Raw genomic sequence first — 19891 nt, 5'->3', positions numbered from 1 at the left:
GAACTAAAAGAATGATCATTAAAAGCAGACTTACTTTTTTCATTCAGAAATCTCCTTTCACTATAATTAAAAAATAACAAAGGGTAGCTACCTGAATAACATTTGTTATTTCCCTATAGTTGTTAACACTAGCAATCATAACCAAAATATACAAATCAACTTTTGCTTGCTTTTGAACATATTTTGATAATGACTTTCCTTGAAATTTCTCGCTAAGTTATGTAAGTGCTTCTATTCCACTCATTTTTTAACTGCCAAAGGAAAAAAACTTACTCGTTCCCGTAGCTTACTATGAGCGATCACTTTCTTTTATCGCAATATATAAACTTGCAAGGAATGCTCATAATTCAAAAAAAACATTTACTTTTTAGTTTTAAATTTTTGGTTTATTAGAAAAAACATACTAACATTAGCATGTTTTAGAAATGCTTATAAAATGATAAATTCTTATTTTTTCATTCAGGCCGAAGCCCGTCCCTTTTTTACTTAAGCTGTAACACTCGTTTTACCATTTTGATTGTCATCACCGTTACCTTTATGCTGTGTTACATACTGAATAACAAACATCGCAATAAAGATGGCTAAACCTGCCCAATCTGAAAACTTTTCTGAATAGATAAGAAGTAAACCAGCTGCAATCGCAATAATGCGTTCAAACCAAAGCATTTTGCGATACCAGTATCCGATTACTCCCGCACCTATAGCTACCATTCCTGTAGCTGTGAATACTCCCCATATAATTTGAGGTATAGTTGTCTCTATCATTAACAACACAGGTGAGATTGGAAGGGGTACCCCTCCCACCTAAACAAATTCAATTCTTCGCATAAAATTTATCTAAGATCACTTGACTAGAGGTAAGAAAGTGCCCAGCCGGAACAAAAATCAACCTCACGTTATGGTGATGAACTAAAAGTTTCATCGATTTTTACCCTTAAAACAAAAAACTGTATCTAAAGTGATTTTCTTTAGATACAGTCGATTTATTGTCCTTATTGAATAATGCCACAAGCAATTCTAGCACCAGAATTACCTGAAGGATCTGTTTTATAATCATCCTCTGATTCATGAATGATTAATGTCGTGCCCCCATCTCGTAACAATGAGTTAGCAGCATTTTTTTCTAATGTTAGCCCTTCAGCCAAAAAGTTTAAATCCACTTTACCATCTTCTCCAACTTCTAAATTTGGAAGATCTCCTAAATGATATCCCTTAGGGTTATCCTTCCCATGCTCTTTACTCGTTGGATTAAAATGAGGACCTGCTGATTCAAATGTTGGTGGCTCACACTTCCCAACGGAATGAATATGAATGCCATGTGTTCCTGCTGACAATCCTGATAGTGCGAGTGTCATCTTAACCCCATTATCCTCTTCCTCAAAATATGCATTGCCATAACTTTCATTATTTTTACCAATTACTTTCGCGGTTGCAGTTAGTCCTGAATTTGCGTTAACTGCCACTTTTTGCTCCTTCTTTTCAAAGAAACTACAACCACCGACAAATACTAATAAAGAAATTATTATTAAGCTCATTTTTTTCATAAAAATCCCTCCTCTTTTTGATGGTTTCCAACAATCCTTCCACTTATGCAAGTTCAATGGGAATTTTGCAAATCATTGATTAAGGAGTAGTAAACTTTAAACAATATAAAAAGGGTATCTTCAGTTCAAGGAGACACCCTCTCAAATACATTAATTTAAAATTTTTACAATTACATTTTTGACGCCCCACTGACGAGCTTGTCCCTCGGTAGGAATAAATACATCAATTTTATTACCTTTTATCGCTCCACCAGTATCTGCTGCAATTGCTTCACCATAACCTTCAACCCAAACCCTTGTCCCAAGAGGAATTACTCGTGGATCTACAGCAATTACCTTTAAGTTTGGATTCGATCTTATATCTGTTCCATTCGCTGTAATTCCCGAACATCCTTCGCAATACGCGGTATAGGCTGTTGCTCGCATTGTGAACGTTTTTCCCGTAGTTGTCGGAGCACTCACAGATTTTGTACTAGCTGTTGCAACTTTATTACTTGAAGCTGTCGCTTGCTTTTTACTTGATGTCGTTGCTACCGTTTTAGGTTTGCTTTCGGACGTTTTAGGTTTTGCTGCCGAAGCATTGATAGCCAATGATTCACCTACAAAAATTAGATCAGCAGATGCAAGGTTATTCCATTCCTGTAATTCTTCCACTGACACATCATTTTCACGTGCAATTGTAAATAAAGTATCTCCGGCCTCAACAAAGTGTTGGTCTTTCGGCGAATTATCATTTTTCTTTTCGGCTATATTTAAATTTTGCTCTGGATAAAACCATCTTGCTTCTGAGTCGATCATTGGCTCATAATCTTCTAAAGTTAAATTGTAAATTTTCGAGATTCCCCAAAATGCATCGAATGGCATAAAAGTGAGTTTGTCCTTTGCAGATGATGGACTGGCAAATAAACTTAATCCCAAGGTTAATGTTACCGCTAAAGCTAAAGCTTGTTTTTTCATATTTTTGTAACCTCCACATTTTATTATTTCGCAGTCTTCTGCTAGCACACTAGATTTAGGCTCTTAATGCTAGAGAATACAAGCAATCATTCAGGACAACAGACCTGATATTACGAATTATTGCTAAAAATGCGGAAAAATATACAAGTGCAAATATATTTTTGGTAAATAAAAAATTTTATGGAGGAAATATTAGAACTCTATTTGCAATCTTTATATGTTGGAAAATAAGTATTTTCATCCGATAATAAGGAGGAATGGAGGGTAAAAATTAATTCAATAATGTCTTCTCAGATGATGGAGCTACAACATACTGTACAAATGGGTGTTATGCAAAATGTAGTCAATCTAATACTGCAGCAGCAAGAGACCATACATCCGTAAAAAGGGTCAGTCATTGATATTTTAATTTAACCTACTTCGCTGAGGTATAATTGATATCAGGTTAATAAACATTAGAAAGTTGGTGGCCTTTTTGATTCGAGCGATAGTAATGGATGATGAGCCATTAGCGCTTATAAACATGGAGAAAAAGTTAAAGGAATTTAATTCAATAGAGGTCGTTAGATCTTTTACGACTGTAAAAGATCTGCTTGCAATAGGGCCAAGCTTGGATTTCCAAGTGGCATTTTTAGATATTGAAATGCCTGGCATGAACGGTTTAGAGATTGCACAGCTTTTAAAAGAATGGAACAAAAATATTTATATCGTATTTGTCACTGCGTATCGAGACTATGCAGTACAAGCATTTGAAATTCACTCCCTTGACTATTTATTAAAGCCTATTTCAAAAGCTCGTCTAGAGACAACTATTAATAGAATCCAAGAACTCCTTCACCTAGAAAATAAACCGAATCCTATAGAAGTACGAAATAAACCCGCACTTACGATCCAATGCTTTGGAGGATTCGTTGTTTTACATAATGACAAAGCAGTCCATTGGAGAACGCTTAAAACAAAAGAATTATTTGCCTTTCTTCTTTCCAATCTTAATAGTCATGTTCCTCGCGATACAATCATCGAAGCTTTATGGGCAGACACGGAATGTAAAAAGGCACGAGTACAGTTACATACAACAGTTTCCTATCTACGCACCACGCTTTCAGCATTAGGTTATTCAGAAGTCATACAGTATGCAAACGGCTGCTATGTTTTGCAATTAGAGGATTTTCAATGTGATGCCCATAACTTGGAGCATATTTTAAATGATAAAACGGAGACTGGTAAGATTGATGTAGGGAGAGCTGAGGCGCTCGTACAAAATTACCAAGGCGAATTTATGTCCTCATTAGATTATCCCTGGATTACTGGTAAAGCAAGTTTTATGAACAACAAATTTACTCTTTTACTTCATGATTTATTAGAGCACTATACATCAATTGATGATGCGGAAAAACGAGAGCATATATTACTTTTAACAGTAGAACATACCCCCTATTCCGATAAAACCATCCAACAGCTAATGAGGCACTATATAGAAGTTGATCATCGAGCAGGTGCAGTAAAGGTTTACAACACCTTTAAAAGTATCTTGATGTCGGATCTCGGTATTTTACCAAAGCAAGAAACAACTGAGCTGTTTAACGCTATATCTGTTGAATAATTCTAGGCATCGAGAAGATACCCTCGATGCCTAATCTTATTGGCGAACAGGTATTATCAATATGACTCTGCATGAATGTGTCCAGAGGCTTTAACTTGAATTTACCTACACTATATTATCTCTCCCCTTGAAATCATTCGTCACACCCCTTAATGAAAACTAATTCACCCAAAAATATAATTGACACATACAATAGGCAGGAGCTAAGATTTCACGCTATTCTCGTGTGAAAGTGAGTAGCCCGAAGCGAAAATCAACTCTTTCTGATTAGTCTGAAAGTATCTTTTTTATAAATTTTTTATTCCCATTTTCTAAATTTCATGGCATGGTGAATATAGGCCTTTTAATACATAAAGTAAATTTCGGAGGTTCTTATGTCACTGTTAAAAAAAGCGACAATACGACATTCGCTTTTCATCATTTTAATTTTTATAGTTCTTACTACACTTCGTATACTATGGCTTGCCTATTTTTTCCCTTCCAGTGAACAAACGATTGCCAAGGAAGGTGTATTTGATCTACGGGATCAGCAGTTATCCGATGAAGAAGTTCTTAACTTAGATGGAGAATGGCTCTACTATCCCGGATTATTAATAGATCCGTTAAACACTGCTCATAACAAATCTCTCCAATCGTTTGAACAAGCTACCCGGGTGATTCCCACGCGAGATTCTGAGGCAACTGCAGAACGATACGGTTCATACCGTTTAAAAATCTTACTCAATGACACTGCCCCCAAAGATAATCGTTATGCCGTTGAGATTCCTTCCGTGTCAACTGCTTCAGCATTATATCTTAATGGGAAGTTGGTTGAACAGTCTGGAAAAGTAGCTACCGATTCACAAAGTCATCAAGGCCAAGCTACTCCTTATACGCTTTACTTTACAAATGAGCAGCCTGAAATTGACTTAATTTTACACGTATCTAATTTCGATACATCAGAAAGTCTTACCATTAATAAAAGAATTTTATTTGGCTCTGCTGTAGCTATGGAAAATCGCCAAATTATAAATGATTTATCCCTTGCTACAATCTCAATAACACTACTATTATTCGCACTTTTTAGCAGCCTTGTGTTTTTATTTATTTATCCAAGACCAATTGTTTTACTGTTCACAATAGGTTTTCTTTTACTTTTAGCAGATGAGTTAATTTCATACGATCAATCTATGCTCGATTGGTTACATCTCAATTATGTATGGTCATTCAAACTATCTACTATCATTTATCTCGGGGCTTCTTTTTTCTTTGTTCAATTTATGCGTGTTTTACTAGTCAAATATCATCATGCTAAATGCTTTCAGTGGCTCTTCGCTTTCTACGCCCTTTCAGCATTTTTCACTATCGTCTTACCAGTTAATTGGTTATACTCAATAAATTCTTTTTACTTTATACTGTATGTCATTTCATTTTTATCTGTAGTAGTACTCGCTTTAAGAGAGTATCTTGAAAATCAAAAACAGAGTACTGCATTTATAGCATTGACGGCTCTCGGAACATTAAACGGCATCATATGGGCATATATCAAATCCAACTATTTTTATGATATACCAATGTATCCATTCGATTATTTGTTTATCATGCTTGGTTTTTCAGGTTATTGGTTTAAACGTTTTTTTGAAAATAAAGAGCAGATTAATCAATTGATTGCTAAATTACAAAAAGACGATGCTTTGAAGGATGAATTTTTATCCAGTAGCTCACAAAAACTATGGGATCCTATGAATAAAATGATTACGTTAGGGCAATCCATTTACGATAATCCAAACAATAAGCTTATGGATGATGATAAACAAAACCTAAAACATCTTATTGATATCGGGAGAAGCATGTCATTTTCATTAAATGACATATTAGACTTTACTCGTTTAAAAGAAGGTAACTTGCATCTCCATAAACAGAACGTCAGCATTCAAGGTACAGTTTATGGCGTTTTTGATTTGTTACGTTTTATAACAATCGGTAAACAGATTCAAATGAGTTCAACAATTCCTAGGGCATTCCCTAATGTGGTGGCCGATGAAAATCGATTGATTCAAATTCTTTTTAATCTCCTACACAATGCTATTAAATATACGAGTGCAGGATCTATAAAAATCAGCGCCCAAATCGAAAATAATATGGCTGTTATCCATATTCGTGATACCGGGCTAGGAATGGATGATGATATCCAAAGTCGTCTATTTTCCCCCTACGAACAAGGAAATGATAATAATGATGGAATCGGCCTTGGATTATTAATTTCAAAGAGGCTGATCGAATTACATGGAGGAACTTTACAAATACACTCTATTCCTAACAAAGGATCGGATGTCTTTTTCACCTTACCATTAGCAGATGAAAACGTTAATGAGGAGCAATCCTATATCGAGGAAGAGGACACGCATCTTCTTGTTGAAGAAAAAAATTCATCATCTATAACGGAAAAGCAATTCAACATTTTAATGATTGACGATGATCCTATTAACTTAACAATTATGCGTAGCTTATTTGCAACTTCGGAATATGCTGTTACTACAGTTACTAGCAGTGAGCAGGCATTAGAATTGCTACAGCAAGAAGATTGGGATCTAGTCATTATTGATGCGATGTTACCTTATATATCAGGCTATGCATTAACTGAAATTATTCGAGAGCATTACTCATTGCTTGAATTACCTGTCTTAATATTAACGGCTCGAAATTGTTCCGAGGATGTTTATACTTGTTTCGCCCATAGTGCAAATGACTATGTGACAAAGCCCATTAATTCTTTAGAGTTAAAGGTAAGGAGTAGAGCCCTAATCGATTTAAAATATAGTATCAATCAACGACTACATTTAGAAACAGCTTGGCTTCAGGCCCAAATACAACCTCATTTTTTATTTAATACATTAAACTCAATTGCATCACTTAGTACGATCGATACAGACCGAATGATTGACTTAATGCATCATTTTGGTGAATATCTACATGCCAGCTTCGATGTGCGGAATTTACAGCGAGTAGTATCACTTAAGGATGAGTTAGAGCTAGTACGGTCATATCTCTATATTAGTCAGCAGCGTTTTGGAGACTTACTAAATATCGAATGGGATATTGATGACAATATAAATATTGAAATCCCGCCTATCTCCTTACAAACTTTAGTGGAAAATGCAGTTGTTCATGGTGTATTAAAACAGGAAGAAGGCGGTACAGTTTGTATTCGTATAAAGGATTGTCCGAATCATGTTGCAGTAAGTGTTATAGATAATGGGGTTGGGATTGATTCAAATCTATTAGATGAACTACAATCCGGTAGCTATTCGCCAAGTTCTGGTGTTGGGCTACGTAATACAGATTTACGACTTAAAAGGATTTACGGACAGAGGTTACGAATTAATAGCACGTTAAATGAAGGAACAACTATCACCTTCCACATTCCAAAAAAATAAATAAAAGAGGTCATCACATTCCCAATTGGGTTTGTGGTGGCTCTTTTTTATCATTTCAAGTTACAATTACTTTACTCAATAGAGAATATTAATGGATTATTTAAAATCAGGGTACATTAAAAATATATAAATAAGAAGAAGGCTACTCAGCGTAACATGGGGTTGATTTCCATGACATACGTTTTAAACAAATGTTATTCCCAACTTTCGGTGATGAGCAAAAAAAGAAAGGTCGATACTATGTACAAAATTTACATAATAGAGGACGATATCAATATTTCAAAAACCATTGAGGAGCATTTATCAAAATATCAATTTGAATGCTATACCGTTCAACAATTTAATCAAATAGTAGAAGAATTCCAAGCAATTCAACCCCATCTCGTTGTTATGGACATTAACTTACCAACCTATGATGGGTACTTTTGGTAGCGCAAAATCCGCCAGTTATCCAACTGCCCTATTATTATTGTATCTGCTCGTGTTAATGATATCGATCAAGTATATGGTATTGAAAATGGTGCGGATGATTTTATTACGAAGCCCTTCTCACTAGATGTGCTTATGGCAAAGGTGAATGGTCTTATTCGTCGTACATATGGAGAATATGCTTCCTCTGATTCTAATTCGATTTCCATCGCAAATACAACATTAAATGCTAATACAGTTCGTCTTTACACCGAAAAGCATGAGAGCCTACTAACATTAAAAGAGATGCAGCTTAGCACATTACTATTTGAAGCTTATCCTAATGTTGTTCCTCGTCAAAAATTGTTAAGTGCTATTTGGGATGATGAATCATTCGTTGAGGAAAACACTTTATCAGTTAATATTGGCCGATTACGCAAAAAATTCGAGGCAATCCAATCTAGACTAGAAATTAAAACAATTCGCGGACTTGGCTATCAATTAGTGGAGGCAGAAGAATGAAGCTCTTCTTTCGAGATCATGTAAGTGTAATTATTCTTTATTGTGTAAGCTTTCTATTATTACCTTGGATTATTCATTCCCTGGATGATTTAGCTTCGCACTATCTTTACTTCATATTTCTCGTGAGCTTCCTATTTATCGTTTGGTTGATTGGACGTTATTTTCGAAGAAGAAAGCTCTATACTCATTTACAGAAGAGCACATTATCAGGCGATGACCTCTATCTGCATGAACCACAGGCTACAATGGAGCAAGCCTATAGCCAAAAACTACGACAAATGCAATATCTATACTTAACACAGCAGCAATATCTAGAGGAGCAAGGGAAAGAAAAACAGCTTGTACTTTCACATTTTGCCCATCAAATGAAAACACCATTGTCGGTTATTCAGCTGATGATCCAATCTAATGCAACTAACCAATCAGAGTACTTACAAACAATTAATCAGGAATGTGATAAGCTGACGTTTACCTTGAATCAGCTACTAACTTATGAACGCACGTCCAATCTAGTGGCTGATTTAAAAATAGAAGCACTTTCATTAAAGGAGCTTACGAAGGAAGTTGTTAATGATTTAAAGGATTATTTCATCGCCAAAGAAATTTTTCCAAAAGTGACGATTGATGAACATACAATTATTTATTCAGATCGTAAATGGTTAAAGATTGTGCTTTATCAAATCATCAATAATGCCATTAAATATGCTGAGTCTGAGAGCTCTATTCAAATCATTTACGACGAAGCTACTTTACGCATTCAAAACTGTGGAGAAACAATTCCGGAGAGTGAAATTTCACGTGTCTTTGATTTATTTTATACAGGCATGAAAGGTAGAATGAGCGGTGAAGCAACAGGTATAGGCTTGTATTTAGTGAAAAAAATTTTAACTATATTAGAGCACCCTTTTACTTTACAATCCCATGAGGAAGTCACGACCTTTTCCATAGATTTTTCAAATAGCGTAAAAAAAACATGATTATACGCCCAATATGACAACATTGTCATATTGACGTCATTTAGCCAAATAGGTAAAATGCCGCTCCTTCTTTATACTTAAGCTATTCAATCGAAGTAAGGGAGTTGTTCAAAAATGGGAAGCTCGATTCTACAAGTGACCAATTTGCAGAAAGAATATATCGGGGAAATCACATACAAGGCGTTGAATGGCATAGATTTTCAGCTTGGTGAGAATGAATTCGTAGCCGTTATGGGGCCTTCAGGAAGTGGAAAAACTACATTTTTAAATAGCGTGTCAACAATCGATCGTCCTACCGCTGGTGAAATTCTTATCAATAATAGAAATCCTTATTCTTTAGATGATGAAGAACTTGCAAAGTTCCGTCGTTCAGAATTAGGCTTTGTCTTTCAAGATTTTAATCTTGTCCACACGTTAACGGTGAAAGAAAATATTTTATTACCGTTAACATTAGATAGCTTACCTGCCGATAAAATGCAGCAACGACTTCAACATGTATCTCAATTTCTTGGAATTGAAGAGCTTCTGCCAAAGCGAATTTATGAAATTTCTGGCGGGCAAAAACAACGTGTAGCTATTGCTCGTGCGGTTATTCATAAGCCAAGTTTATTGTTGGCAGATGAGCCTACAGGGAATCTCGATTCAAAAGCAGTAAACGATGTCATGCACTTATTTAGTTCGATTCATACTGAACTGAAAACTTCTATTTTAATGGTGACACATGATCCTTATGTAGCAAGCTTCGCCAGTCGAATTATATTTATTAAAGATGGTAAATTATATAACGAAATTCATCGTGGTCATAATCGCAAACAATTTTACCAGGAAATCATGGACACACTTGCTTTTTTAGGTGGTGGACAGCATGAGCTTTAATCATATCGTTGTTCAAAACATTTTACGTGATAAATGGACCTATGTTTCGTATTTCCTCAGTAGTATGTTCTCTATCATTATTTTCTTTCTATTTGCAGTCATCGCTTTTCATCCAAGTCTTAATAGTGTAGATTCAAACTCATCACTTGGTATTTCATTAATGTTGGCGAGTATACTCGTTTATTTATTTTCATTTCTTTTCATTGCGTACTCAATAATGGCCTTTTTAAAGAAAAAAACAAAAACACTAGGTATTTTTATGATTACTGGTGCATCGATGAAACAAATTCGTACGTTAGTCTTTCGTGAAAATATACTAATCGGTATCATGGCGATTATTACAGCCATTATTCTTGGTCTTGTCATTGCCCCTCTCTTCTTAATGGGTGCCAAGGTTGTTTTAAAGGCAGAAACTTTCGGTATGTATATGCCTATTAAAGCGATTGGTTTAACTATTGGTTTATTCCTTGTATTATTCGTCGTGATTTCAAAAATAATGACAAGATTTATTAATAAAGAAGCGTCCATTCAATTATTAAAAAGTGATGCTGTTATTGAAAAATCGATAAAACCACATTATCTTTTATTAGTCATTAGTCTTATTATTACTGCCACTCTAGCTTATTTATCAAAAATCAATCCTGACATTGTAGATAGCCTCGGCATTCTATACTACACGGTGTTTTTTGTGAGTATTCTTTCTACAATTTATCTAATCATCTCACAAGGAATGCTCTTCTTGCTAAAGGCTTTTGAGAGATCCTCAGCTTATATGAAACGAACGAATATGCTACTGGCTTCCAATCTTAATGCGAAAATGAAATCGCACGCAAATATGCTCTTTTTAATCACTCTCTTATTAAGCGGTGTCTTTTTAAGTACAAGTATTTTGTTTAGCTCTTACTATAATGTTGAAAAGGATAGTGAGGCAAATTATCCATACAGCTTTCAGTATATTGCCCCTCCTAAGGCTGACCCAAGTAAGGTAGAAGCTGATATTGAAAATCTTGAAAAACAATTATCCGCAGTGGATTCACAAAAATATTTTATTGAATTTAAATCAAATGAAGAACTTCGTATAGGCTACATGTCAATTTCTGATTATAACTTGTTACACAACGAAAAGGTTAGCATAGGTGCAAATGAAGTTATAGCAGTTGCTGGTAATCGTAAAGCATTACCAATTACTGATGTAAATGATGACAAATATCTAAAGCATTTTAAGCTTGTATCTGTAAATGAAAAAAATCTATTAACAACAGGTTTCCAACAAACGTATTTCATTGTACCTGATGATGTTTATAACAGTATCGAATATCCTGTCTACAAAGCCTACTTATTTGAGCTAGTCAATTGGACGGCACATACAGAGCTGGCGAAAAAGATTATTGAGGATTTCCCACATATACATGAGGAACGTTATGTAACTTCAAAAATCGACCTGTACGACACGGAGATGTTTACAAAAAGTGTTATGTTTTTTATCGGCTCTATGTTGAGTTTGATTTTCTTAAGTGCGGCAATGAGTATACTCTACTTTTATTTACAAACGACACTTCTTCAAGAAAAAGAAAAGTATGAAGGTATACGGAAACTTGGGCTATCTAAAAAAGAGTTATTCACAGTTGTTTCTAAAGAGCTAGCCATCCTTATATTTGTACCATTCGCGATAGCTATTACGATGTTATTTGCTACATTATTTGCCATGCGAACAATGGTTTCCACAGCATTTTTACAAGTCTCTATGATGAGCTCTTTATGCTTCTTTGCATTGTTCTTCATTAGTTATTTATTCATTCGCAAAAGCTATTTCAAACGCTTGCTTAGCGATTAATGAAAAAAATTCGCACTCCTCTCAGGGTGCGAATTTTTCATATTGTTGAAAACCTATTTGGGTCAATGAAATAAAGGATGGATCTTCTGCAAAACGAGGGGGTGATTTCCGTTTCGACTGAGCGCTTTCCTGGGGGCGTCCGATGAGCCGCTTCACTCGCGTTGCTCGCTCCAGGGTCTCGGGCCAACACGAGGTTGGTCACGAAGGCGTTATCACAGGATGTGATGTTCTTAGCCTTCGTTCCTCTATTGCTAATCCCCAAGGAGTCGCTCAGTCTCCACTCCGTCAACCACATCACATAGCATGTATCCTTTGGTATATCACTCTAATTATAGGGATAAACGAAACTTCAGCCAATAGATCTTTTTTGTGCGAAAGCGCAGTGAAACGTAGCGGCAGCAACATTAAAAAAACTTAGGTGCATTTTTTATCCTTTACCAAAGCACAGGTTTTGCTACCATTAGCCATAACATGATTAGCAATAACAAAATGTACATCCATGCTTTGCGATGTAGCAGTGCAGCAAATTTTTGCTGGTCATAGGCAGGTGTGTTGAATGTCTGTAATGTTGGTTTGAACGCTCTTGCTAAAAAAACAATAGAGGCAAACATCACGAGGAATGTAAGAACAATCCACGAGGTACTCCAATGATAGCCGGCATGCCACATTAATAAAATACCGGATGCAACAAGAACATGCCCCGAATGCTTGACGATCGTAATTGCTCCTTTAAACGCCTCAATGTAAGGTGACATTTCAACATGAGACGCTGTACGCATTTTCTTAACAATTGTTAGAACAACGAACAAAGGCCCAATCGAAAGAACAGCACTTAAAATATGTATGTAAAGAAGAATTGTATAAATTGAAATCATGTTGCGTACTCCCCTTTTCACGGAATCGAAAAGGATTTCCTTGTGCTAGCACAAAGCCGATTCCGGACGCAATTATGCCGACGCATAATTGATTCATTTCCCCCTCATTATAGCATTCAACACAAGCGAGCTTTATCGCCAATTGTGAATCCTTTGTAAACGCAAATTGAATCATTGTAAAATTGTTTGAAATTTGCACAAAGAGGGTATGGATTATAGTAACATGCACATATAGAACAAAAAGGAGTGATTTTTATAGGTATTCATCAATTTTTTACAAGTCTAAACGATTTAGAGCGTATTATTCGATGCCCTGGACGCTTCAAATTTGAAGAGCACAATGTGGCTGCCCACTCTTGGAAGGTGTCACAGTATGCGATGTTTTTTGCCACACTCGAGGAAATGAATGGAGCTACAATTAATTGGAAATCATTATATGAAAAAACCATCAATCACGACTTTGCTGAAGTATTTATCGGTGATATTAAAACTCCAGTAAAGCATGCGAGCCCAGAGCTTAAAAAAATGCTTGCACATGTGGAAGAAAAAATGATGGAGAAATTTATTATTGATGAGATCCCACAAGAGTTTCAGGCTATCTTCTTCGAGCGTATGAAAGAAGGTAAGGATAAAACTATCGAAGGTCGCCTACTTGAGTTTGCTGATAAGCTTGACCAATTTTATGAAGCCTTTGCTGAGTTAAAGCGCGGAAACACAGATAAAGAATTTGTGCATATGTATCAATCTGCCCTTTCCAAGATTTTAACTATTCCTCTTGAAGCGTCGGTTCACTATTTCCGTACCGAGATTCTGAAGGATGCTGTGAAAGAAAAAACACATATTGATATTCAAGCTTTGACAAATGAAGTATTAACATCAAATTAAATAGGTGCATGTACAAGTTTTCCGAACGAATGAACTCGCGGAAGGCTTTTTTTATTTCCTCAAAAAAGTCGTATAATGGAAAGGAGCGATTGGAGGGAAGCTTTTGTCACAGGAATGTTCAATTGTAGAGGATTTATTACCTTTGTATAAGAAACAAGCGCTCCAAGCAACTACTATCCAATTTGTCGAGCACCATTTAGCTAATTGTGAGCATTGTCGGCAACTCGCTACTTCAAAGCAAGGACTAGGCTATCCTTTACTAATGAAAAGAACGGTAACATTTTTCCATCTTGTTTTTATCGTACTATCCTTTATGTTTGCCATTAACTCTTCCTTACTTGGCAATCAAACAAGCTTTGTTGTATCGTACGCGATTTTCGGCTGTCTTACTTATTTCTTTTACAAAAATATTTGGATTGTTTTTGCCATCAGCTCTGTACCTGTTTTTGTATGGGCTATTATTGACAATATCAATAACCCACTCTATGTCACCTACTACTCATTCGCAGAAATCGGTACACTGTTGATTGGAGCTAGCTACATAGCACTTTTACATACTATTTTTGCACTAATCGGTGCTGCTTTTGCTATTTTATTTCGTAAGTTTAAAAGATAATGTTCCACCTTGCAGAAAGAAGTTGTCTCAAGTATTTGAGACAACTTCTTTCATCACCAATTATACCCATTCATAAGTTCAACATCCCCTAGCATTTCATTAGAAATACCTTCTAGATCTCGAAGCATCAATAACCTCTTTGTCGGTCCTGTTACAACAGCACCATAAGCTTGAAATCCATTCTTTTTAATATAATCATAGCGTTCCTGCAAATGGTGTAAACCTAGAAATCCTTCGTAATAGCTTTCCTTTTCAGCTAAAAGCTTTTCCATATTTTTCAGCATCCAACGCTGGCTATCTCTCAAACTTGTAAAGTCCTGTGCTTCAGATATATGTGAATAATCATCACTAACTGTTAAGCCACCTGATAGCCCGATTCTATCATTAATTGTAATTGTGCCACTAATGCGGTCAGAAGAGGTTGGTTCAAAGGATTTAAACTCGCCTGTATATAATGGCATCCAAACGATTCGGACATCGTACGGAGCAAGCATTTTTTCCAATTCTTTAGGCTCTTTAAATGTTGAAGTCGAAAATGCCATTTCCGCTACAGCTCCCTCAGGTAACTTTTCTAACGCCTTCCATACATTATTGTTAAGATGAGATGAGGTTGCTTTTCCCGTCACAGGATCTTCTGGTAAATTAAAATTAAATTGTTGTGAAGTATTTATCGACGTTAAGTTCATACTCATAGATGAATTAGAATTTAATATTGATTTTTCAACACGCATTTCACCAACTACTACTTTTTCCTTTCCTACCTGTTTCTCAAGAGGATAACTCATTTTTTGTGTTAGAAATGGTGTTATTTCTGCAGGCAAACCCTTAGAGTATTGACCTTTAATATTTGGATGTTGCCATTCAAGTACTATTAAAGAGTTATAAGCATGCTTAAGATCAGGACGCGTTTTTTCAAAAACGATGGACAGTCCTGCTATATAGAGAGTATAAATAATGAAGCATATTAGCAATATACGTAGCACTCGAAATGTTAACGTAAAACGATATTTTCTTAAAATCTTTTTTTCATTCCCCTGCGACCATTCAGTCATGTTGAAAACCTCCATTCTTTTTTACTATTTCTTCTAACCTTTTGCGAGCACGATGCAAAAGTATTTTCACCTGCCCCTCAGAAAGCTCTAGTGCCTCCTGCAATTCTAAGTAGGTGAATTGTTCATATTCACGTAAATATAAAATCGTTCGGTAATTTTCAGGCAAAAATTTCAGCAGCGCCTGTACATCTTGTGCCACTTCTTGCGTTAAAAAATCCTCTTCTGGTAACCCATATGGACTTAGCATTTCATCTTTCCAAAATAAGTGTGCGAACGGAATTGTCCTTCGTCTCTTTTGCTTGCGCCATTCATCTAGGTACGTGTTCCGTGCTACTTTGAATAACCATGCTCTCACATCCTCTTCTTTATAAAACGACAAAGATACCGTGGCTCGCACAAATGTTTCTTGAACTAAATCTTCCGCTATATGTACTGATCCAGACATCTTCAGCAGAAAATAATATAACGATTTCGCGTATTTTTCATAAAGTTGCTCTAGCTCGTTTTTCCGCTGTCTGTCCATGCCATCTCCCTCATTTCGTTTTTTCACAAGTAAAACGCATATCTTTTCTAAATGTTACAGTAATTACTAATTTTTGTTAAAATAAATTTTACCTTGGCGTAATTGCGTCCGGAGGCCTTATTTTTATTCAGTAGGCGTCTAGACATCCGCTGAATAAAATAAAAAAGAGCCGATTTAGAATGGCCTTCCAACATCAAGTTGGAGCGATTCATTTCACGACTCTTTTTACAGTAATTATGCTTTTTTAACGAACTCTGACTTTAATTTCATTGCACCAAAGCCATCGATTTTACAATCAATATTGTGATCGCCTTCAACGAGACGAATGCTCTTCACCTTTGTCCCGATTTTTAATGTTGAAGAACTACCTTTAACTTTTAAATCCTTTATAACTGTAACAGAATCGCCGTCCGCAAGTAGATTGCCATTAGCATCCTTTACGATTAGCGTATCTGCTTCCTGCTCCGTTCCATCAGTGCTCCACTCATGTGCACATTCTGGACATACAAAGTTTGTTCCATCCTCATATGTGTATTCAGAATTACATTTCGGACAATTTGGATAAGCTGCCATTTCTGCTTCCTCCCTATACTTTTTTTCTAGGTAAACCCTATATATGCCCCTTTATCTTACATACTCGGCCCTGCTAAGTAAAGGCTGTTCGTATTTTTCGTTCGTATTTGTGAATAAAGTATGAATCGGTTCCATGTTTTTGGAGATATTTCATTTTGAAAACATTTGAATTGGGACACTCGCCCATTGACTTTTTTGTACAAACCATCTTACTTGCAAGTTCTTTTAACATGCCTTATTATATCCTTAAAGGCTGCATTGTTCGTACAATATTAAGTTTTAACCTTTAAGCTGTAAAAGGGAGTTTTATTATTGGAGTTGGAATGACGGGCCTCACACCATGGTGCATGAGGATAAGCAGGAAAGCTTCTGCGAACACCCACTTTGAGGAGTGGTGGTTTAAAACTTTCTATAATAACTACGGCATACGCGGCTTTTTAATTTAATCATATAGCCACATGGCTTTGAAGTATCTCTCATAGTGAAAACTATGGGAGATTTTTTTATGGGGAATTTGTTGGAAGCATTATAGATTGAGGTTCAGATGTTTAAAAGAGTATGTATTATTTTGGATTACAAAATGGGCCAAATGAAATAGTATAATTAAGCGTATTTTAACTTATTTCGTAGAGGTGCTAGTTTGTTTAAAAAGAAAATATTAATCGGACATTCAGAAGATACTGTCCTGGCAATTATCGAACACATAGAAAAAAGTAACATTCCGTTTGAAATAGGATTCAAAGATATTTTAAAGCGATCGTCTAAAGAATACGAAGCTTTTTATACGGTCAACGTTCAAAAACAATATGCGAAGCAAGTAGAAGCCATCGTTGCGCAGTATGTGTCCCAAGAAGATTTGAAGCATTTGTATAAAGTGGAGAAAAAGAAAAGTAGAAAATTAGAGAGGAAGGAAAAGGCTCTTTATTTGTTTGCAGCCTTTTTATACTTTATAGCGGTGGCGGCCATCGAAATGGGTAAGAGCGTAGGATTGGACATCGTTCCATCTATCGGTTGCGCTGTGTTATTGATGGGCGGTACGTTTATGACGATAAAGTTTTACAAAGCGATGAAAAAAGAATCGGGTGATTTGAGAAAGATCAATAAGAAGTTGATGTTTTTCGGTATTGGTATAATAATTTATGCCGTTTCTTCTTTTATATCTGTACTTCGATTTTAATTTACTTACATCAAAGAATACATAGACCATACACGGCTTTTTTTATTTAATCATACAGCCACAAGGCTTTTGAACAAATCATCCTTCATAATTAATTGGAGGGTGATTTTTTTATCAACATGACTGATATTGGTTATTTGTTTTTGTTCATTTAATTAATTAATCATCTTTGTGAATTATAAGGAAATTAATCTTAAGGCTGAGAGATTGCACCACCTAAAGTTTATTTCCTATAAAAAGTAAAAATGTTACAATTACACTATTGAAGGAAAAATATTAGTCGGAGCATTTTATCAACAAAAGTCCTTTTATTAATCAGCGTATTGATTTTAGAATGATTATTGGTCTTCGTTCGACTTTAGAATAGAAAGGAGATATTTATTTTGGGTACGAAAATATGGTGGGCCCTAAATATTGTATGGTTATTCATTTTTGCTGCTGGGGCATTATTTGTTGGATTAAGAACAGTTGATTCTGCAGGGGTAGTTCAAACTCCTGAACTTAAAATGATAGCTTTCATTATTTTGGGTATTGTATTTTTATTTGTTGTACTATTTCAATTAATACTACTCATTTTTATTCACTTTGTTCGAAAAGGTTCCACTACTACTTTAACAAAATGACTATCTTAACGACGGTGGTCTTTGTAGTTTTCTAAGTCACTTTAAAGTGGCTTTTTTATATGGCAGAAGTTAAAACACCTCACGTTGTTGGACCGATTTAGCCATCCATGATTGCAATAACCACGCACTTTAATCATAAAAAAACTGCCCCCCAATAGATGTGTGATGTGTCTATCCATTGGAGTGCAGTTCAACTTTTATTAAATTATGAAACCTACAATTGTAGCCGTTAAAATACTAACGAGCGTTGCTCCATACAACAACTTTAAACCAAAACGAGCAACTATATCCCCTTGTCTTACATTCAAACCTTTTACCGCTCCAGCAATAATACCGATAGATGCAAAGTTTGCAAAGGATACAAGGAAGACCGAAATAATACCTACTGTATGTGCACTCATAGACTTCGTTGCTTCTCCAAGGCTTTTCATCGCAACAAATTCATTCGTTACTAATTTAGTTGCCATAATTCCTCCGGCAGTAATAGCCTCTGCCCAAGGTACACCCATTAGGAAAGCAATTGGTGCAAAGATATAACCTAAAATATCTTGGAAAGATATACCTAAAATCATATCAAATAGTGAATTGATTAAATCCATTAATGCTACGAAACCGATCAGCATAGCTCCTACAATGATAGCTACTTTAAAGCCATCCATGATATATTCTCCAAGCATTTGGAAGAAAGTTTGCTTTTGCTCATCTTCAATTTTTAAAATATCTTCGTTTTCTTCTACTGTATACGGATTAATGATTGCAACAATAATAAATCCGCCAAACAAGTTCAACACAATCGCTGTTACAACATATTTTGGTTCAATCATTGTCATATATGCGCCAACAACCGACATAGAAACAGTCGACATTGCAGATGCGCATAATGTATACATTCGCTGTGGACTAATTTTATCTAATTGTTTTTTTACAGTAATGAATACTTCAGATTGACCTACCATTGCAGACGCAACAGCATTATATGATTCCAATTTCCCCATGCCATTTACTTTACTTAAAAGTAAACCTATCCATTTCATAATGAAAGGAAGAATTTTAAAATGCTGTAAGATCCCTATCAATGCAGATATAAATACAATTGGTAATAACACATTTATGAAGAAGGAATACTCCCCTTCATTCGCTAAACCACCAAAAACAAAAGTTATGCCCGTACTTGCGTAAGACAATAAATGATCAAATACATTTGTAAATCCTTTGATTAGAACATAACCAAACTTTGTATTTAGCAGTAATGCTGCAAATAAAAATTGGATAATCAACATAATAATTATGTTTTTATATTTTATTTCTTTTTTGTTTTTACTCATTAACAGAGCTAAACCAAAAACAAGTAGCAATCCACAAATGGATATTAAGTATCTCATGAGTTCCTCCATAAATTATATTAATAATTTTTGCGCGTTCGATATCCG

General features: G+C 35.4%; 17 protein-coding genes, 1 other RNA gene and 1 pseudogene. 11 read left to right on the top strand and 8 right to left on the bottom strand.

Annotated features, from left to right (window positions below; genetic code table 11):
- Positions 1 to 486 precede the first annotated feature (486 nt).
- The 3 genes from B1B04_RS19625 to B1B04_RS19615 all read right to left on the bottom strand — a co-directional run bounded on the left by B1B04_RS19625 (position 487) and on the right by B1B04_RS19615 (position 2501).
- Entirely contained in the window at positions 487 to 765 is a 279-nt protein-coding gene (locus tag B1B04_RS19625; protein ID WP_240518348.1) for a hypothetical protein, read from the bottom strand.
- Positions 766 to 992: 227 nt separating this feature from the next.
- On the bottom strand, positions 993 to 1544 hold the full coding sequence (locus tag B1B04_RS19620) for a superoxide dismutase family protein (protein ID WP_079563063.1): 552 nt from the start codon (positions 1542 to 1544) through the stop codon (positions 993 to 995).
- Positions 1545 to 1694: 150 nt separating this feature from the next.
- A complete protein-coding gene (locus B1B04_RS19615) occupies positions 1695 to 2501 on the bottom strand; it encodes a 3D domain-containing protein (RefSeq protein WP_079563062.1) in 807 nt (268 codons plus the stop codon).
- A 475-nt stretch (positions 2502 to 2976) separates the two neighbouring features.
- On the opposite strand from B1B04_RS19615, the gene B1B04_RS19610 reads away from it, so the two are divergent.
- The 6 genes and pseudogenes from B1B04_RS19610 (at position 2977) to B1B04_RS19585 (ending at position 12137) form a co-directional block, all read left to right on the top strand.
- Positions 2977 to 4104, top strand: a complete 1128-nt coding sequence (locus B1B04_RS19610) for a response regulator (RefSeq protein ID WP_079563061.1) — start codon at positions 2977 to 2979, stop codon at positions 4102 to 4104.
- 374 nt (positions 4105 to 4478) lie between these two features.
- Positions 4479 to 7520, top strand: coding sequence for an ATP-binding protein (locus B1B04_RS19605; protein WP_079563060.1), 3042 nt, complete (start codon positions 4479 to 4481; stop codon positions 7518 to 7520).
- 240 nt (positions 7521 to 7760) lie between these two features.
- Positions 7761 to 8450, top strand: a pseudogene (locus tag B1B04_RS19600) (response regulator).
- Positions 8447 to 9427, top strand: coding sequence for a sensor histidine kinase (locus tag B1B04_RS19595; RefSeq protein ID WP_079563059.1), 981 nt, complete (start codon positions 8447 to 8449; stop codon positions 9425 to 9427). Before B1B04_RS19600 ends, B1B04_RS19595 begins: the two are co-directional and overlap by 4 nt.
- Before the next feature lie 114 nt (positions 9428 to 9541).
- Positions 9542 to 10303 carry an ABC transporter ATP-binding protein gene (locus B1B04_RS19590; protein WP_079563058.1) on the top strand — a complete coding sequence of 254 codons (762 nt, stop codon included), beginning with the start codon at positions 9542 to 9544 and terminating at the stop codon, positions 10301 to 10303.
- Entirely contained in the window at positions 10293 to 12137 is a 1845-nt protein-coding gene (locus B1B04_RS19585) for an FtsX-like permease family protein (protein WP_079563057.1), read from the top strand. Before B1B04_RS19590 ends, B1B04_RS19585 begins: the two co-directional genes overlap by 11 nt.
- Positions 12138 to 12571: 434 nt before the next feature.
- On the opposite strand, the gene B1B04_RS19575 is transcribed toward B1B04_RS19585, so the two are convergent.
- Positions 12572 to 13012, bottom strand: a complete 441-nt coding sequence (locus tag B1B04_RS19575) for a hypothetical protein (RefSeq protein WP_079563055.1) — start codon at positions 13010 to 13012, stop codon at positions 12572 to 12574.
- A 246-nt stretch (positions 13013 to 13258) separates the two neighbouring features.
- On the opposite strand from B1B04_RS19575, the gene B1B04_RS19570 reads away from it, so the two are divergent.
- Together B1B04_RS19570 and B1B04_RS19565 are read left to right on the top strand one after the other, a co-directional pair.
- Positions 13259 to 13897 carry a YfbR-like 5'-deoxynucleotidase gene (locus B1B04_RS19570; RefSeq protein WP_079563054.1) on the top strand — a complete coding sequence of 213 codons (639 nt, stop codon included), beginning with the start codon at positions 13259 to 13261 and terminating at the stop codon, positions 13895 to 13897.
- Between the two features lie 103 nt (positions 13898 to 14000).
- Complete coding sequence (locus B1B04_RS19565; RefSeq protein WP_079563053.1) at positions 14001 to 14513, top strand: zf-HC2 domain-containing protein; 513 nt, start codon at positions 14001 to 14003, stop codon at positions 14511 to 14513.
- Positions 14514 to 14566: 53 nt separating this feature from the next.
- On the opposite strand, the gene B1B04_RS19560 is transcribed toward B1B04_RS19565, so the two are convergent.
- From B1B04_RS19560 to B1B04_RS19550, 3 genes are all read right to left on the bottom strand, one after another.
- The gene (locus B1B04_RS19560; RefSeq protein WP_170939025.1) at positions 14567 to 15565 is read right to left on the bottom strand and encodes an anti-sigma factor; all 999 of its coding nucleotides are present in this window, start codon (positions 15563 to 15565) and stop codon (positions 14567 to 14569) included.
- Positions 15558 to 16088 (bottom strand): sigma-70 family RNA polymerase sigma factor, encoded by a 531-nt coding sequence (locus B1B04_RS19555; RefSeq protein WP_079563051.1) that lies wholly within the window; start codon positions 16086 to 16088, stop codon positions 15558 to 15560. The genes B1B04_RS19560 and B1B04_RS19555 overlap by 8 nt, the downstream gene beginning before the upstream one ends.
- 234 nt (positions 16089 to 16322) lie before the next feature.
- Positions 16323 to 16661, bottom strand: a complete 339-nt coding sequence (locus B1B04_RS19550) for a zinc ribbon domain-containing protein YjdM (RefSeq protein WP_079563050.1) — start codon at positions 16659 to 16661, stop codon at positions 16323 to 16325.
- Positions 16662 to 16908: 247 nt separating this feature from the next.
- Between B1B04_RS19550 and ssrS the strand changes: the two genes are divergently transcribed.
- From ssrS to B1B04_RS19535, 3 genes are all read left to right on the top strand, one after another.
- A non-coding RNA gene (gene ssrS / locus B1B04_RS19545) (6S RNA) lies at positions 16909 to 17101 on the top strand.
- A gap of 200 nt (positions 17102 to 17301) precedes the next feature.
- Positions 17302 to 17838, top strand: coding sequence for a hypothetical protein (locus tag B1B04_RS19540; RefSeq protein ID WP_079563049.1), 537 nt, complete (start codon positions 17302 to 17304; stop codon positions 17836 to 17838).
- 383 nt (positions 17839 to 18221) lie between these two features.
- A complete protein-coding gene (locus B1B04_RS19535) occupies positions 18222 to 18461 on the top strand; it encodes a DUF3923 family protein (RefSeq protein WP_079563048.1) in 240 nt (79 codons plus the stop codon).
- Between the two features lie 200 nt (positions 18462 to 18661).
- On the opposite strand, the gene B1B04_RS19530 is transcribed toward B1B04_RS19535, so the two are convergent.
- A complete protein-coding gene (locus B1B04_RS19530) occupies positions 18662 to 19843 on the bottom strand; it encodes a NupC/NupG family nucleoside CNT transporter (protein WP_079563047.1) in 1182 nt (393 codons plus the stop codon).
- Positions 19844 to 19891 lie beyond the last annotated feature (48 nt).

The organism is Lysinibacillus sp. KCTC 33748 (assembly GCF_002237755.1).
Lineage (GTDB): Bacteria > Bacillota > Bacilli > Bacillales_A > Planococcaceae > Lysinibacillus.
The sequence above is the reverse complement of the archived record's forward strand: the minus strand, read 5'-3'. Positions and strand labels throughout refer to the sequence as shown.

Coding starts and splice junctions, on each gene's coding strand:
- B1B04_RS19575 (WP_079563055.1), bottom strand. CDS start 13,012: ATGATTTCAATTTATACAATTCTTCTTTACATACATATTTTAAGTGCT.
- B1B04_RS19620 (WP_079563063.1), bottom strand. CDS start 1,544: ATGAAAAAAATGAGCTTAATAATAATTTCTTTATTAGTATTTGTCGGT.
- B1B04_RS19530 (WP_079563047.1), bottom strand. CDS start 19,843: ATGAGATACTTAATATCCATTTGTGGATTGCTACTTGTTTTTGGTTTA.
- B1B04_RS19615 (WP_079563062.1), bottom strand. CDS start 2,501: ATGAAAAAACAAGCTTTAGCTTTAGCGGTAACATTAACCTTGGGATTA.
- B1B04_RS19595 (WP_079563059.1), top strand. CDS start 8,447: ATGAAGCTCTTCTTTCGAGATCATGTAAGTGTAATTATTCTTTATTGT.
- B1B04_RS19590 (WP_079563058.1), top strand. CDS start 9,542: ATGGGAAGCTCGATTCTACAAGTGACCAATTTGCAGAAAGAATATATC.
- B1B04_RS19585 (WP_079563057.1), top strand. CDS start 10,293: ATGAGCTTTAATCATATCGTTGTTCAAAACATTTTACGTGATAAATGG.
- B1B04_RS19625 (WP_240518348.1), bottom strand. CDS start 765: ATGATAGAGACAACTATACCTCAAATTATATGGGGAGTATTCACAGCT.
- B1B04_RS19555 (WP_079563051.1), bottom strand. CDS start 16,088: ATGGACAGACAGCGGAAAAACGAGCTAGAGCAACTTTATGAAAAATAC.
- B1B04_RS19560 (WP_170939025.1), bottom strand. CDS start 15,565: ATGACTGAATGGTCGCAGGGGAATGAAAAAAAGATTTTAAGAAAATAT.
- B1B04_RS19605 (WP_079563060.1), top strand. CDS start 4,479: ATGTCACTGTTAAAAAAAGCGACAATACGACATTCGCTTTTCATCATT.
- B1B04_RS19550 (WP_079563050.1), bottom strand. CDS start 16,661: ATGGCAGCTTATCCAAATTGTCCGAAATGTAATTCTGAATACACATAT.